The organism is Zeimonas sediminis (assembly GCF_023721795.1).
In the GTDB taxonomy this organism is placed as follows: domain Bacteria; phylum Pseudomonadota; class Gammaproteobacteria; order Burkholderiales; family Burkholderiaceae_E; genus Zeimonas; species Zeimonas sediminis.
In genome coordinates, this window is sequence record NZ_JAMQYE010000001.1 from 3069881 (window position 1) to 3086326 (window position 16446).

The 16446-nt window shown below is 70.6% G+C and carries 9 protein-coding genes; 6 read left to right on the top strand and 3 right to left on the bottom strand.

Annotated elements, in window-relative coordinates:
* From M6I34_RS14500 to epsL, 3 genes are all read right to left on the bottom strand, one after another.
* Positions 1 to 1482, bottom strand: coding sequence for a GMC oxidoreductase (locus M6I34_RS14500; protein ID WP_272486389.1), 1482 nt, complete (start codon positions 1480 to 1482; stop codon positions 1 to 3).
* Between the two features lie 352 nt (positions 1483 to 1834).
* Entirely contained in the window at positions 1835 to 2653 is an 819-nt protein-coding gene (gene epsE / locus M6I34_RS14505) for a polysaccharide export protein EpsE (RefSeq protein ID WP_272486390.1), read from the bottom strand.
* A gap of 156 nt (positions 2654 to 2809) precedes the next feature.
* Positions 2810 to 4003, bottom strand: coding sequence for an XrtB/PEP-CTERM-associated polysaccharide biosynthesis outer membrane protein EpsL (gene epsL / locus M6I34_RS14510; protein WP_272486391.1), 1194 nt, complete (start codon positions 4001 to 4003; stop codon positions 2810 to 2812).
* Between the two features lie 360 nt (positions 4004 to 4363).
* On the opposite strand from epsL, the gene M6I34_RS14515 reads away from it, so the two are divergent.
* The 6 genes from M6I34_RS14515 (at position 4364) to M6I34_RS14540 (ending at position 16415) form a co-directional block, all read left to right on the top strand.
* Positions 4364 to 5746 (top strand): undecaprenyl-phosphate glucose phosphotransferase, encoded by a 1383-nt coding sequence (locus tag M6I34_RS14515; RefSeq protein WP_272486392.1) that lies wholly within the window; start codon positions 4364 to 4366, stop codon positions 5744 to 5746.
* Positions 5747 to 5758: 12 nt separating this feature from the next.
* Entirely contained in the window at positions 5759 to 9592 is a 3834-nt protein-coding gene (locus M6I34_RS14520; protein ID WP_272486393.1) for a beta strand repeat-containing protein, read from the top strand.
* A gap of 7 nt (positions 9593 to 9599) precedes the next feature.
* A complete protein-coding gene (locus tag M6I34_RS14525; RefSeq protein WP_272486394.1) occupies positions 9600 to 11666 on the top strand; it encodes an Ig-like domain-containing protein in 2067 nt (688 codons plus the stop codon).
* 323 nt (positions 11667 to 11989) lie between these two features.
* Positions 11990 to 13111 carry a TolC family protein gene (locus tag M6I34_RS14530; protein WP_272486395.1) on the top strand — a complete coding sequence of 374 codons (1122 nt, stop codon included), beginning with the start codon at positions 11990 to 11992 and terminating at the stop codon, positions 13109 to 13111.
* Positions 13108 to 15231, top strand: a complete 2124-nt coding sequence (locus M6I34_RS14535; RefSeq protein WP_272486396.1) for a type I secretion system permease/ATPase — start codon at positions 13108 to 13110, stop codon at positions 15229 to 15231. Before M6I34_RS14530 ends, M6I34_RS14535 begins: the two co-directional genes overlap by 4 nt.
* Positions 15228 to 16415 (top strand): beta-barrel domain-containing protein, encoded by a 1188-nt coding sequence (locus M6I34_RS14540; protein WP_272486397.1) that lies wholly within the window; start codon positions 15228 to 15230, stop codon positions 16413 to 16415. Before M6I34_RS14535 ends, M6I34_RS14540 begins: the two co-directional genes overlap by 4 nt.
* Positions 16416 to 16446 lie beyond the last annotated feature (31 nt).

The window sequence follows — 16446 nt, forward strand, 5'->3', positions numbered from 1 at the left end:
TCAGGCGCCGATGCCGGCGGCAAGAGGGCGGTCTCGCCGGGCCACTGCGGCAGGCGGCCTTTCCGCGAGGTGGTCCGCCAGCCGGAGCGCGAGCTGCAGGATGGTGAACGTAGGGTTCGACGCCCCGGCGCTCGGGAACACCGACGACCCGGCGACGTAGAGATTCGACAGGCCGTGGACGCGGCAGTCGGCGTCCACGACGCCGTGCGCCGGGTCCCGGCTCATCCGCGTCCCTCCCATGTGGTGGTTGCCCTTGACCTCGTCGTCGGCCGGGAAGGTGCCGTTCCCGAGCACCCACGGATCCAGCCGTACCCGCCCGTAGTTCCGCCGCAGGACTTCTTCGGCGAAGAGGGTCGCTGCTGACAGGACGGTCCTGCGATCGAAATCGCTCAAGCGCCAGTGCAGTTCGGCGCGCGGCACGCCGTGGCGGTCCCGATCCTTCGAGAGCACGACGCGGTTCCAGGGCTGCGGGGCCTGTTCCCACGAAGCCCGCAGCATGACACCGCAGACGAGCCGGCGGCGGAACTTCGCAAGGGCCCAGCGACCGAGCTCCGGCGCCAGGCAGGCGAGATCGGCGATGATCTGGCGCGTCGCTTCCCGGTTCCGGCGGGTGAGGCGCAGGCCCACGTTGAGCATGCCCAGCCGGCGCATGGCCGCGGCGGTCGGCGCCGCCCAGGCGATGGACCACCGGTCGTAGACGAAGGGGGCGGAATCGTCGAGCAGGGCCTCCCCGATCGTGAAGTGCGGATGCTCCATCCAATAGCGTCCGAGCGTGCGCGCGTCGCGGACGATCCGGCCGCCGTTGCGGTGATTGGCCCAGAGAAGAAGGCGGCTGTTCTCGATGCCGCCCGCGCAGAGAACGAAGCGCCGGGCGCGCACGAGGTGCCTGTTGCCGTCGGGCTGGCTGACCTCGAGCGACACGATCTCGCCTCCTCGCTCCTGCATGTCGACCACGCAGGCATCGAGCGCCACGGCCACGTTCGGGAGCCGCTCGAGCGCCGGCCGGAACTTGATCCCGAAGTTCACCGGCGGCGAGTAGCGCATGTGGGTCAGCCGAAGGTCGGCCCCGAACGGCGTTTCCGGTTGCGCCGCAGGCAGCTCGGCGATCTCGGCGGCGCGCGCCAGGTAGGGGTCGAGGTCCGTTCGCCTTATCGGCCACTCGGTGTCGAGGCCGGGAACCTTGGTTTCGAAGTCGACTTCGTCGAGCGGCTGGCAGAAACCTCCCCAGTGATTCGAGCTTCCCCCGAAATACCGGAGCCGGCTCGTTTCCAGGGAAAACTTGAGCGGACCGACGACCTCGCCTTCGAACATCGCCTGGGACGATTCGTCGTACTGCCCGCCGCCCGCCTCCAGCAGCAACACCGACAAGCCGCGCCCGCCGAGCTCGTTCGCGAGCGTGATGCCGGCCGGCCCGGAACCGACCAGGCAGACGTCGAAGACCCGCCCCCCGGACGAGACGGCCTCGAGATTCTCGGCGAACATCAGCGATCGAGGGCGTCGAGCAGCCAGCCGCCGCGCTCGATCATGCGGGGTGGGCCGAGCTGCGGCTGACCGGGGCCCAGCAGCAGAGGCGACAGTGCTGCAAGGGGGAGCGGCGACAGCGCTGCAAGGAATCTCCTGCGCGGGCCAGCCGCCTCGGGCCGAGGCGTCCCGCCGGGCGCGTGCCCTTCGACACGCCGTCGTGGCGCTCTGGTCGGGCGATCAATCATCTGCATGCTACACGTGTGGTCGAAACGGCAACGCGCGCCCTCTCGCCGGGCGATGAGCCCGACCGATGCCCCGGGCGCAGTGCCCGGGACAGCCTGCGGCGAGGGCGCACGACCCCCGCCCTTCGTCAGAACAGGCTCTCGCGCACGAAGATCAGGTCGCCCGGCATGACGGGATCGTCGAGCTTGGGCTCCAGGACCTGTACCGTGCGATCGCCGTAGCGGCGGTGGACGCGCACGTTCTTGTCCGTGCCTCGCAAGGTGAGGCCGCCGCCCTTGGCGATGGCCTGGGCAACCGTCAGGCCTCGGTCGACCGCGTACATTCCGGGCCTCTGGACCTGCCCGTACACGTAGTACTGGGCAGCACGGTTGACGTAGATGACGTCGCCGGCCACGAGCGTCATGTCGTTCTCGAGGTTGCCGGAAGCGAACATCTCGACCAGATCGATCTCGTATCGCTGCATCCGGCCGTTGCGCGAGCTCATGAGGATCACCTGGTCGGCGCCTTCGACCGTGACGCCGCCGGCCTGAGCCAGCACCTCGGACAGTCGCATCCCCGTGGTTTCCAGCGGGTATCGTCCCGGCGTGCGCACGTTGCCGAGCACCGACACCTGCTGGCTGCGGAACTGCAGGACGTTCAGGGTCACCTGCGGGTTCTGCAGGAAGCCGCCTTCGCGCAGCCGGCGGGCGATCAACTGCTCCACCGCCGTGGGCGCCATCCCGGCGACCTTGACGACGCCGGCCAGCGGAAAAGAGATGACCCCGCTCTCGGAAACCCTCGCTTCGGTGGTCAGCTCCGGGTTCTGGAAGACCTGGATCCGGATGACGTCGCCCGCCCCCAGGAGATAGTCGCCGCTGGATCCCGCTCCGCCCTGGGCGTGAGCGCCGGCCATCAACAGCGTCGACCACAGGACCAGCGCGAAACGAAGTAGGGACTTGTAGGTCATCGGGCTAGCGTTCGTTCGGGTTGAGGTACGCAATAATCATAGACCGCGCAGCTGCGTCACGCCGTGACGGATTGCGCGGCCGTGATCCGGGGGGTCACCCCCCGCAATCGAGCGTCGGCCGCCAGGCGCACGCCTGACAGGCCGAGCGCGGCCCGTTCAGAATCGCGCCAGCACGTTGGCCAGCAGCATCGTGTCGGAGTACTCGTAGGTCGAGTAGTTGGAGTCGCGGTTGGTCTGGCGCGCCTCCAGGTTGACCGTGATGTTGCGTGCGTACTCGTAGCCCAGGCCGATCCCGAAGATCCTGATGTCGTCCTTGCGCGGGCTGCCGGCAAGCACGAACCCGGGGTCGCCTTCGTAGGAGGCGCGGGAGAGGATCGCCCTGCCGAAGAGGGTCACCTTGCCGGTCAGCCGCAGCGACGGCGTGAGCCTCAGCGAGGTCAGGTCCACGTAGCTGGCCGTGAGCAGTTCCTCCGACTGGATGTCGCGAATCAGCTCGACGCGCATCGTGAAGGCCCCGCTCGGCATCCAGTCGAGGTTCAGCCCCGCCGTGACGCCGCTGAAGTCGCGCTGCGACAGGTTCTCGAACTCGCGGCTGGTGAAGCCTATGCGACCGGCGATGCGACTGTCGTCGGAAGGCCTGACCTGCAGTCGGGCAAGCAGAGAATTCTGCGTGAACTCGTTGTCGACCGCGCCGGGCAGCAGGTTGCCCAGTTCGTCGACGACCTGCCGGTTCGGATACTCCCCGCTGGTCCGGCGCCAGACGAAGTCGACCTCGGTGCCCGTGCCCGGGGCGTAGCGCAGGCCGGTCTCCGTGCTGACGAACCGAAAGTCGGCCGCGTCCACGCCGCTGAAGGAGTTGTCGAGGGTCTCGGTATCGAGCCCCACGAACGCCGCCCAGCGCGGCGTGAAGCGGAAGCCGGCGCTCCCGTACACCCTCGCGCGCCGTTCGAGGTTCTTGCTGGACACGAAATAGGTGCCGAAGGGCGTGAGCGTGCTGGTCAGCCGCGCACCGAGCGTTCCGAACCACGGGCGCCCGACCGCCCAGTCCCAGTGCCCGCCCAGCGAGTAGCCGACGTTGTCGAAGTTCGAATACTCGACGAACTTGACCGGCAGGGCGTAAGCGTCGAGCCTGAAGCGCTGGAGGCTGACCTGGCGGTCGAAGGAGATCCCGACGAGGCCGCGGAAGACGGTGTCCGAGCGGCTCGTGTTGCCATAGGACGACAGCGGGCTCACGCCGTCAGGCAGCGCGAAGACGTTGCTGTGCCTCTCGACCTCCGCGCCCGCGAACAGCTGAAGGACGTCACGATCGGAAGCGTAAACCTCGAGCGGGGCGATGCCGTACCCTGGCACGTATGGCCGACTGAACTCGGTCAGAGTCACCTGGGCAGATGCCGCAACGGGCACGGATCCCAGCAGGCAGGCTGCCAGGCAAGCCCCGGCCTTCTTCGTGACGATCCGCATCTCCACCCCTCTGACTTTGAGAAATAATGCCTTCCAGCGACCGCCCGGAAACCGTGACCATCGAGGTGCCGTCGACCACGAAAGTTCACGGAACGGCTCTAGAGTCCGGTACCGGCCCTTTCTCGGGACGGTCGCGCGGGCAGCCGCCGGAGCAGTCAGAAATTATCAGCTTTGGGCGGATTTTTCCATCGACGACGGCTACCGCTCGAAGCTCGGGATGAATTCATGGTGGACCCACAATCCGGGCTCATGATCTCGGCCAGACCACTCGTTCGTACCGGCAGCCGCAGCTTGCTGACCTTCGGCGGCTCTCTCGTGGATCCGGCGCTCGCGGTGGTTTGTCTGCTGGGCGCCTCCGCCGCATGGGGGCAGCCGATCGGGCCGGCCGAGAGCCTGCTCTCGGTGATCGCCTTCCTGCTCGTCTATCCGTTCGAGATACCCTTCCGTCAGCGGGTGCCGGCCCTCATCCGCCAGATCGCGGCCCGCTGGGGGCTGATACTGGCGGTCATGCTGACTCTCGGGCTGTCGCTCGACATGCTCCGGCTCTTCGATCACAACGTTCTCGCGACCTGGGCGATCGCCACGCCGCTGTCGCAGGTTGCGGTGCACTGGTTCAGCCCCATCGTCCTGCCCAGGCTGGTCGCCATGCGCGGCGAGCAGGTGGCGATCGTGATCGGCGCGAACAAACTGGGCCGGACGCTGGCGCGCCGGTTGTCGGACGACCCCTTCGCCCAGACTCGGGTCGCGGCCTTCTTCGATGACCGCGGCCTGGACCGGCTCGGCGAGGTGCCCGAGGCGCCGATCAGTGGCAGGATCGACCGGGTCGCGGACTACGTGAGGTCCAACCGCATCCACCAGATCTACATCGCGCTGCCCATGGCCTCGCAGCCCCGGATCCTGCAACTGCTGGACTCGCTGCGCGACACCACGGCCTCGATCTACTTCGTGCCCGACGTCTTCATGCTCGACATCATCCAGGGGCGGGTCGACACGGTCGAGGGGTTGCCGGTCGTGGCGGTCTGCGAGACACCCTTCCACGGCACGACCGGTGTCATCAAACGGCTGTCCGACCTGTGCATCGCTTCGGCCGCCCTTCTGCTCACCGCGCCGGTCATGTTGGCCGTGGCGGTCGCGATCAAGGTCACGATGCCGGGGCCGGTGATGTTCAAGCAGCGCCGCTACGGTCTGGACGGACACGAGATCATCGTCTGGAAGTTCCGGACGATGAAGGTCCAGGAGGACGGCGCCGTCGTGAGGCAGGCCACGAAGGACGACGACCGGATCACGCCGCTCGGGCGCTTCCTGCGCCGCACCTCTCTCGACGAGCTGCCGCAGTTCTTCAACGTGCTGCAGGGGAGCATGAGCGTGGTCGGGCCGCGGCCGCACGCCGTTTCGCACAACGAGATGTACCGCAAGCTGATCAAGGGCTACATGGTCCGCCACAAGGTCAAGCCGGGTATCACCGGGCTCGCGCAGATCAGCGGCGCCCGGGGAGAGACCGATACCCTCGACAAGATGGAGATGCGAATCCGGTACGATCTGGAGTACCTTCGCAACTGGTCCCTGCGTCTCGACCTGTGGATCATCTACCGGACTGTCATGCAGGCATTCCGGGACCCGAACGCCTACTGATCGATCGTCCAGATGCCCATCGTCCTCGAAGCCACCGGCGCCAGCGGCGACGTACAGCGAATCCCACTCTCTGGCGGCGCCAACAGCGTGCGGGCGCTGCCGGGCCTGAAGTACAGGCTCGTGGACAGCGAGGGCGGGCGCGTTGCGGAAACCGCACTCGTCAAGCGCATCGGCGACGACCTGGTCATCGAAGGCCTGGCCGACGGCGCGAGCGTTTCGCTGGAGGGCTTCTTCACCCGATGCGCGCCCGGCGACGCCTGCTCGCTGTCGATGGAGAACATCGGGGGTTCCGCGGCCGAAGCCATCCTTCCTTCCACCCAGCCGGTCGCTGCGCTGTCGGAGGGCGGCTTCCTGATGTACGCATCGGGGGCGGCCGCGCCGCCGCTGCCGACGGCACCCGAGGCGGAGACCGACTACAAGCCCGCCCTTGCCGGTCTCGCAGGCCTCGCCGTGGTGGGGGCCGGGGGCGGCGGTGGCGGAGACACTTCCTCGGACACTACGCCGCCGCCGGCGCCGGTCATCACGTCGGGCACGTACACGAACAAGACCAAGCCGGTCATCGCCGGCACTGCCGAGGCCGGGTCGACGGTGACCGTGACGCTCGACGCGGGCAGCGACGGCACGAGCGACGTCAGCTATTCGGTGGTGACCGATTCGAGCGGCCTCTGGTCGGTCGACACCGCCACCGCCGCCCCCATCTCCGGGGCGCTGCCCGCGCTGGCCGAAGGGGTGCCCACGGAGATCCGCGCGCTTGCCAGGGATGCGGCGGGCAACGCGAGTGGCGTCACGGTCGGCTCGCTGATTCTCGACACGATCCCCCCCGGCCAGCCGACCATCACCAGCGCCCTCCTCACCAACGATCCGACTCCGCGAATCGGCGGCGCCGCCGATGCCGGCTCGATCGTCACGGTCGGCGTGGACCTCGATCGGAACGGCTCGATCGATGTCAGTTGGAGGACTGCGGCCACGGCCCTCGGAACGTATTTCGTGGACCTGGGAAACACGCCGGCCAGCGGCACCCTGCCTGGCGGCGCGCTCGGCGACGTCAGCACGACGAACCTCGTCGTCGTCGCGTCCGACCTGGCCGGCAACGTCAGCCCGCCGGCGACCGCCGTGCTCAACGTCGACACGCGACTGCCCGACGCGCCGCTGATCAACACGATTGCCGGCGACAACGCGGTCAACGCGCTCGAGGCGGCCTCTTCGATCACGATCAGCGGCACGATCTCCGAGGCGGATCGACCGGTCACGCTGCAGTGGGGATCGCTGACCCGCACGTTCACGTCCACCGGCACGACCTGGTCGGTCACGCTGTCGTCGGCCGAGATTCCGGCAGACGGCCTGCAGACCGTCACGGTCACCTACGTGGGCGCGGCGGGCTCGACCAGCGTTGCCGGAACGCAGGACGTGCTCATCGACCGGGTGGCGCCGGGGGCGCCTGCGGTGGCGCTCAACCCGATCAGCGACACGGGCGCGCTCGGCGACGGGATCACCAGCGACGACACGCCGACGATCCGGGTTACGCTGACTGCCACGGGCGCCGCCGCTGGTGACACGGTCATCCTGTTCTCGGGCGGGACTGCGGTCGGCTCGGCGCCGCTGGACGACTCGGACATCTCGGCCGGTTTCGTCGACGTCGTCCCCGCCTCGCTCGGCGCGGACGGCGTCAAGACGCTGACCGCCACGATCACCGACGCGGTCGGGAACGTCTCGGGCGCATCCGCGCCGCTGCCGGTGACGATCGACCGCACCGCGCCGACGCTCGCGATCACCGACGACGCGCCCGGCACGGCGACCGGCCCGGTCACCTTCACCTTCACCTTCAGCGAGCCGGTGTCCGGGTTCGATGCGAGCGACGTCGTGGTGGGCGGCGGCACCAAGGGCGCCTTCACCGCCGTCAGTGCCACGGTCTACCGCCTCGTCGTCACGCCGACACCCGACACCGACGGGCAGATCACCGTCGACGTGCCGGCCGGCGCAGCGATCGACGTGGCGGGCACGCCGAACGTGGCCGCACCGCAGGCGGTGCAGCCCTACACGCTGGCCGTCGCGCCGGCGCTCACGATCACGGACAATGTTCCCGGCACGGCCACCGGCCCGATCACCTACACCTTCACCTTCAGCGAGCCGGTCACCGGCTTCGACGCCAACGACGTCGCCGTCAGCACCGGAACCAAGGGCGCGTTCACCGCGGTCAGCACTTCCGTCTACACGCTGGTCGTCAACCCGCCCTTGAACAGCACCGGCACGATCGACGTCTCGGTCGCCGCCGGCGCGGCCAACGACCTGTCGGGCAACGCGAGCCTTGCTGCCAGCGCCTCGGCGCAGCCGTTCGACACCGCGGCGCCTGCGCTGGCGATCACCGACAACGTGGCCGGCACCGCCACCGGCCCGGTCACCTACACTTTCAGCTTCAGCGAGCCGGTCACCGGCTTCACCGCCGACGACGTCACCGTCACCGGCGGCACGAAGGGCGCCTTCGGCGGCAGCGGCGCGACCTACACACTGGTCGTCAACCCGCCGGCCGACACCACCGGCACGATCGGCGTGTCGGTCGCCGCCGGCGTGGCCGCCGACCTCGCGGGCAACCCCAACACCGCCGCGGTCGCTGATCCGCAGGCCTTCGACACGGCCGTCGCGCCCTCGCTGGCGATCACCGACAACGTCCCCGGCACCGCGACCGGCGCGATCACGTACACCTTCACCTTCAGCGAACCGGTCACCGGCTTCGACGCCAACGACGTCGCCATCAGCGCCGGGACCAAGGGCGCGTTCACGGCTGTCAGCACCTCCGTGTACACGCTGGTCGTCAACCCGCCGGCCGACACCACCGGCACGATCGGCGTGTCGGTCGCCGCCGGCGTGGCCGCCGACCTCTCGGGCAACCTCAACACCGCCGCGGTCGCTGATCCGCAGGCCTTCGACACGGCCGTCGCGCCCTCGCTTGCGATCACCGACGACGTTCCCGGCACCGCCGCCGGCCCGGTCACCTACACCTTCAGCTTCAGCGAGCCGGTCACCGGCTTCACCGCCGACGACGTCACCGTTACCGGCGGCACGAAGGGCGCCTTCGGCGGCAGCGGCGCGACCTACACGCTGGTCGTCAACCCGCCGGCCGACACCACCGGCACGATCGGCGTGTCGGTCGCCGCCGGCGTGGCCGCCGACCTCTCGGGCAACCTCAATACCGCCGCGGTCGCTGATCCGCAGCCCTTCAACACGGCCGTCGCGCCCTCGCTTGCGATCACCGACGACGTTCCCGGCACCGCCGCCGGCCCGGTCACCTACACCTTCAGCTTCAGCGAGCCGGTCACCGGCTTCACCGTCGACGACGTCACCGTCACCGGCGGCACGAAAGGCACCCTCAGCGGCAGCGGCTCGACCTACACGCTCGTCGTCACCCCGCCGGCCGACACCACCGGCACGATCGCCGTTTCGGTCGCCGCCGGCGTGGCCGCCGACCTCTCGGGCAACCCCAACACCGCCGCCAGCGCCAATCCGCAGGCCTTCGACACCGCGGCCCCGACGGTCGCGATCACCGACGTCGTCGATGATTTCGGGATCGATACCGGTTCGCTCGCAAGCGGCGGCACGACCGACGACAGCACGCCGACGCTCACGATCGGTTTCGGGGAGGTGTTCGACGCGAATCACACCGTCGAGATCCTGCGAAACGGCAGCGTGATCCAGACGCTTGCGCCCACCGGCACGACGTCGGCCCAGTTTTCCGACCAGCTTCTCGTCGACGACTCCTACACCTACACGGCCCGGATGACCGATGCGGCAGGGAACGTCGGGACCAGCGGTTCGTTCCTGCTGATCTTCGAGTCCCCGCCGCTGCCCTGAGTTCGCCATGACGGCGATCCTCGAAGTCGTTTCGGCGGCCGGCGGCATCGAGAGCCTTCCACTCACCGATCGAGCGCCGGCACTGCAGGCGCAGCCCGGGGCCCGCTATCGGATCGCGCTGGAGGCCGACGCGTCCCTTCCGGTGGCCCCGACGGTCAAGCGCCTCGGCGACGACCTGGTCGTCGAGGGCCTTCCCGAGGGCCGCAGCCTCACCCTCGAGGGCTTCTTCGTTCGCTGCCCGCCCGACGCCCCCTGCTCGATGTCGCTCGAAAACCTCGGCGGCACCGCGGCCGACGCGATCACCCCGACGACCCGGCCTGTGGCCGCGATGGCAGACGGCAGTTTCCTGATGTACGCGTCCGGGCCCCTGGCCGCGGCCGTGCCCGCGCCGCCCGAGGCCGAAGCCTCCTACAAGCCCGCGCTGGCCGGCTTCGCGGGCCTGGCCGTGGTGGGCGGAGGGGGAGGCGGCAGCAGCGGGGCGGCGGACACGACGCCGCCGGCCGCCCCGACGGTCGACCTGGCCGCTTTCACGAACAAGGCCCGCCCGGTGTTCGGCGGATCCGCCGAGCCGGGCGCGCTAGTCACCCTGACCGTCTTCTCCGACGCCACCGCCACCTGGGAGACCCGGGCCGGCGCTGACGGCGCCTGGCGGGTCGATACCGCGACGGACGCCCCTCGCCTCGGCCAGGCCTTCGACCTGGTCGAGGGCATCCCGGTCCGCTACTCGGTCGTCGCCGCCGACGATGCCGGCAACCGCAGCGCGCTCGCCACCGGCAGCCTCACGCTCGATACGCTGGCCCTGCCCGCGCCGGTGATCACCAGCCCCCTGGTCACCAGCGACACGACCCCCACGGTGCGAGGCGTGGCGGAACCGGGCTCGCGGGTGCGGCTCACGGTCGACGTCGACGGCGACGGCGGTTTCGAGGCCGCGTGGGAAACCATCGCCGCCGGCTCGGGCGCGTGGGCGATCGACCTGGGAAGCGCGCCCGCCTCGGGCGCGTTGCCGGGCGGCGCGCTGGCCGCGGGCAGCATCGTGGCGCTGGTCGCAGTGGCGTCCGACGGCGCCGGCAACACCAGCCCTGCCACGACCGCCACCCTGCGCGTGGACCCCGGCCTGGCGCCGCCGCCGACGATCGACCCGGTGGCCGGCGACGACGCGGTCAACGCGCTGGAGGCCGGCGGGTCGATCGCGGTCACCGGCACGCTGCCCGTCGCCGACCGGCCGGTGCTCGTCAGCTGGGGAAGCGCGACGCTGGCCGCCACGGTCAGCGGCAACCGGTGGAGCGTCGTGTTCGACGCCTCGCAGGTCCCGCCCGACGGCACGCAGCCGATCCGGGCGAGCTACACCACATCCGCCGGAGTCGGGAGCGACGAGGCCTCGCGCGACGTGCTGGTCGACCGGCTGGCGCCCGAGGCGCCGCAGATCGCGTCGGTGCCCGACAACGACGGCGGCGGCATAAACGCAAGTGAGGCGGCCGACGGTGCCACGGTCCGGGTCGACCTGGCGGGCACCGGCGCCGCGGCGGGCGACCGGGTACTGGTGCGGGCCGGCGACACGCTGATCGCCGAGCACCTGATCTCCGGCGCCGAGATCGGCGGCAGCGTGGCCTCGGTGGAAATCTCCGCCGCGGCGCTCGCAGCGCTGGGCGACGGCAGCTTCGCGCTCAGCGCCTCTGTCGTCGACTACTCGGGGAACCAGGGTGCGGCGAGCGGCCCGTTCGCCCTCACGATCGACACCGCGCCGCCCGTTGCCGCGCTGCTGTCGGCGACGATCGTCGACGACCGGCGCCCCGGCACCGGCACCGTGGAAGACGGCGGGCAGACGAACGACCGCACGCCGACGCTGCTGCTGACGCTGGACAGCGTGCTGGCCGACGGGGAAACGCTTCAGGTCCTGCGCGACTCGGGCGACGGCCCGGTGCTAGCCGGCGAGGCCAGCCCGCTGACTGATTCGGTCTACGAGTTCACCGATTCGGTGGACGGGCGGGAAACCTATGCCTACTCGGCCCGGGTGGTCGACGCGGCCGGCAACGCGACGCTGCTGCCGCTTGAGTACACGATCAGGGTGACGTGAACCGGCCGGAGCGTGCAGCCGGAACGGTGGCTCGACCGGGTGGGCGCGCCTGGCGCGCCGGCACGACCTGTTACCATCTCCGCGACCGGACATCGGCCGTCGACGGCCGTGCGAACGAGGCAGGCTGCGGGGGACCCGGGCCGCGAGCATGCTCCGCTCGATGAGCACCGCGACCCGCCCACCCGAGGCGCCGCCCGCCCCAGGAGCAGATGCGCATTTCCTTTCGTTGGCCCCCGTCGGTCGTGAAGGCCGTTGCCGCGGTTTCAGCGTCCTGCCTTGCCGTGCCGTGGGGCGCGGCATCGGCGGCCTCCATCGCTGACGTCGTGCGAACAGCGCTCGACTCGTACCCGGCCGTTCTCTTCGCACGGGCCAACCGAAGCGTCGCCCAGTACGACGTCAACCGCGCACGGTCGCTGCACTACCCCACCGTCGACCTGCTCGGCACCCGCAGGCTCGCCGGCAGCGCCAGCAACCTCGCCCAGCCGAGATTGCGCCTGAACGTCTGGGCTTCGGGCGGCATCGACGCCACGATCGAGCGAGAAACGCTGCGAGAGAGCGCGCTGGCCAGCCGCGAGCTGGAGACGCGCGAGGACGTCGCCTTCGAGGCCGCGCAGGCCTACCTGCGGTTGCTGCGCGGCGTTCGCACGCTCGAAGCCACCCGGCGCAACCTGCAGCGGCACGAGGCGCTGGTCGCCGACTTCGAGGCGATCGCCGCGATCGACGTCGGCCGGCGCTACGACCTGGTGCAGGCGCGCACGCGACTCGAGCAGGTGCGCCTGCAGATCGCCGAGCGCGAAGCCGAGATCGCGTCGGCCCGGGAGGTGCTCGCCCGCTATTACCCGAGGCCGGTGCCCGTCGACACGCTGAAGATGCCGCCGACCCTTTCCGAGCCCTCTCGGGAAGCGATGCAGGCGGCGCTGGAGGGCCATCCGTCGATCGAGGCCGCGCGCCGCACGGTGGAGGTGGCCGAGGCGGACACCAGGGTTGCCCGGGCGGAGCGCATGCCACGCGTCGACATCGAGTCCACCGTCGGCAAGGAGAGCGCCACGCAGCTGATCGTGTCGCTGCCCGTCTTCGACCTGGGCCGCGAGGCAGCGGAGCAAGCCGCGCAGGCCGCCGTCATCGGCGCCCGCGCCCAGCTCGAGGAGCGCGAGCGCATCATCGAAGAGCGGCGGCGCTCGGCGTTCCAGGACTACCTCGCCGCGCAGCGCCGCGAGAGCGTGTCGCGGGGACAGATCGGCATGGCCGAGGAGCTCGTCTCGGTCTATCGCGAGCAGTTCCGGATCGGTCGGCGCAACCTGCTCGACCTGCTCAACGCCTTCACCGAGCTGTCCAGCGCCGAGGTGACCTACGAAGCCTCGCGGGTCGATCGGACACTCGCACGCTACCGAATCGAGTACGCCGCCGGCAGGCTGGCTCTCCTGTTCGATCGGGGGCCCCGATGAACGCGCCGGAGCCTCTCCGCGCCGATGCGCCTCAGGCGGACGACCTGCTGGATTCGCTCGCCCGGCTCGCCCGGCTCAAGGGCAAGCCGCTGTCGCCGACGGCCCTGCGTGCGCAGTGCACGCGGGACCGGGCCGGCCGGCTGAACCAGGAATCCGTGCGCGCCACGCTGGCCGCCGCAGGCCTCGACATGCAGCGGATGCAGGGAAGCCTTCGCCAGCTCGAGCGCGCCGGGCTCCCGGCGCTGGTGACGACGCGGGACGGGCACCGGTTGCTGATCGATCGGGCCGAGCTGCGCTCGCCCGAGCTGCAGGCAGCCTTCGCGGGCCACTGGTACACGCTGACGCCGCGGCCCGACCCCGACATGCGCTCCGAGATCCCGGCCAGGCGCAACGCCCGCGCCTGGTTCTGGCGCGTGCTGTGGGGCCTGCGCGCCTACTACGCACACGTGGCGCTGGCCACGCTGTTGGTCAACCTGCTGTCGATCGCGGTGTCGCTTTACGTTATGAACGTGTACGACCGCGTGGTGCCCAACCGCACCTACGAGACCTTGTGGGTGCTCACGATCGGCACCGCGGGCGCGCTGCTGTTCGACTTCGCGGCGCGAATGCTGCGCGGCTGGCTGGTCGACACCGCCGGCAAGCGCGCCGACATGGAGATCAGCGCCGGGCTGTTCGAGCGCCTGCTGGGCATCCAGCTGATCCAGAAGCCGGCCTCGTCGGGCGCCTTCGTCAGCAACCTGCGCGACTTCGAGGCGATCCGCGAGGTGCTCACCTCGGCCACCCTCACCGCGCTGATCGACCTGCCCTTCTTCCTGCTGTTCGTGGCGGTCATCGCATCGATCGCGCCGCCGCTGGCGATCGTGCCGCTCATCGCGATCGTGCTGGTGGTGGTGGTGGGAGCGCTGGTGCAGGCGCCGCTGGCGCGCAGCATCCGCGACTCGATGAAGGAGGCGTCGCAGCGCCAGGGGCTGGCGGTGGAAACCGTGGAGGGCCTCGAGACGCTGAAGGTCAACAACGCCCAGGCCCACGCGCAGCAGCGCTGGGAGTGGTACACGGAGACGGTGGCGCTGGCCTCGATGAAGGCGCGCAACCTGTCCAACCTGGTGATCAACGCCACCGCCACGCTGCAGCAGCTGGCCACGGTGGCCACCGTGGTCGTCGGCGTCTACCTGATCCACGACGCGAAGCTCTCGATGGGCGGCCTGATCGGGGCGGTGATCCTGTGCGGCAGGGCGATCGCGCCGCTGGCGCAGGTGGCCGGCCTCGCGGTGCGGATCCAGCAGGCGCGCACCGCCTTCGACGGCCTGCAGGCGCTGGTCGACAAGACCAGCGAGCGCGACCCGGAGCGCAGCTACCTGAGCCTGCAGAACGTGCGCGGCGACCTCGCCCTGTCGGGCGTGGACTTCAGCCACGACCCGCAGGGCCCCACCTTGTTCCGCGGCCTGAACCTGTCGATCCGCGCCGGCGAGCGGGTGGCGATCCTGGGGCGCACCGGCAGCGGCAAGTCCACGCTGCTGCGGCTGGCCGCGGGCCTGTACGCGCCGAACGCCGGCCTGGTCACGCTGGACGGCGTCGACCTTCGGCAGATCGATCCGGCCGACCTGCGCGCGGCGATCGGGCTGCTGCCGCAGGACGCCCGCCTGTTCCTCGGCACGCTGCGCGAGAACCTCGACATGGCCCGCAGCGACCGCGAGCGCGACGACGACCGCCTGGTGGCGGTGCTGCGGCAGTTCGGCCTGGACCAGTTCATCGCGCGCCACCCGCGCGGTCTCGACATGCCGCTGGGCGAGGACGGCCTCGGCCTGTCGGGCGGCCAGAAGCGTCTCGCCTGCCTGGCGCGGCTCGCGCTGCGCGACCCGGCCGTCGCGCTGCTGGACGAGCCGACCAGCGGGCTGGACCCCGGCACCGAGAAGCAGATCCTGCAGGCGATCGGCCAGTGGGCCAGCGCCGGCCGCCAGCGAACGCTGGTCGTCGTGACGCACCGGCCGCAGGTACTCGAGATCGTCGACCGGGTCGTCGTCCTGGAGGCCGGCAGGGTCGTGGTCGACGGGCCGCGCGCCGAGGTGGTCGAGCGCCTGCAGAAGGGGATCGCGGTGCCGGCACGGGGAGGCGGATCGTGAGCCGCGGCGCGCTAGGGGGGCACCCCCGCCTGGCCTTCGCGTCGATCGCGCTGATGCTCGCGGCGATCGGCGCCTTCCTGTGGTGGGCCGCCACCTCGGAGCTGGAGGAGGTGACCCGCGGGCAGGGGCGCGTGGTGCCGTCCAGCAAGGAGCAGGTGATACAGAGCCTTGACCCCGGCGTGCTCACCGAAATGCTGGTGCGCGAGGGCGACGCCGTTGCCAAGGACCAGGTGCTGCTGCGGATCGACGACACCCGCGCCACCGCGTTGCTGCGCGAACTCGAGGCCAAGACCCACGCGCTGTCGGCCTCGGCCGCGCGCGCCCGCGCCGAGGCCTACGGCGGCGGGCTGGAGTTCCCCGCCGAGCTGAAGGCGTCCCCGGAGCTGATCCGACGGGAGACCCGGGCATACAACGCGCGCAGGCGCGCGCTCGACGAGAGCGTGGCCGCGCTGCGCAACGGCATGGCGCTGCTCGACCGCGAGATCGAGATAACCGAGCCGCTGGTGGGCCGGGGACTGGTGTCCGAGGTCGAGCTGCTGCGGCTCAAGCGCCAGCGCAACGACCTTTCGCTGCAGGTCGCCGACCGGCAGAACAAGTTCGCGACCGAGGCCGCCGCCGACCTTGTCAAGTTCGAGGCCGAGCTGGCGCAGGCGCGCGAAACGCTGGTCGCCCGGGCCGACGCCGCCCGCCGAACCGAGATCCGCTCGCCGATGAAGGGCACGGTCAAGAGCATCCGGGTCAGCACGATCGGCGGGGTGATCCAGGCCGGCCAGGAGATCATGACGATCGTGCCGACCGAGGACACGCTGGTCGTGGAGGCCTACGTGCGGCCGGCCGACGTGGCCTTCCTGCACCCGGGCCAGAAGGCGGTGGTGAAGATCAGCGCCTACGACTACGCGATCTACGGCGGCCTGGACGGCGTGGTGGAGAACATCAGTCCCGACACCTTGCGCGACGAGCGTCGCGCAGGCACGCCGGTGGCCGACGTGGCGGACGAGGCCAATGCCTACTACCGGGTGCTGGTCCGAACGAAGGCCGCCGCCCTGACCGCGCCGAACGGCCAGGTGCTGCCGATCATCCCCGGCATGACGGCCAGCGTGGAGATGCTGACCGGGCGGAAGACGGTGCTGCAGTACCTGGTGAAGCCGCTGAACCGGGCGGGGGAGGCAATGAGGGAGCGGTGATGTGCCACCGAGGCGGCCGGCGCAAGCCGGC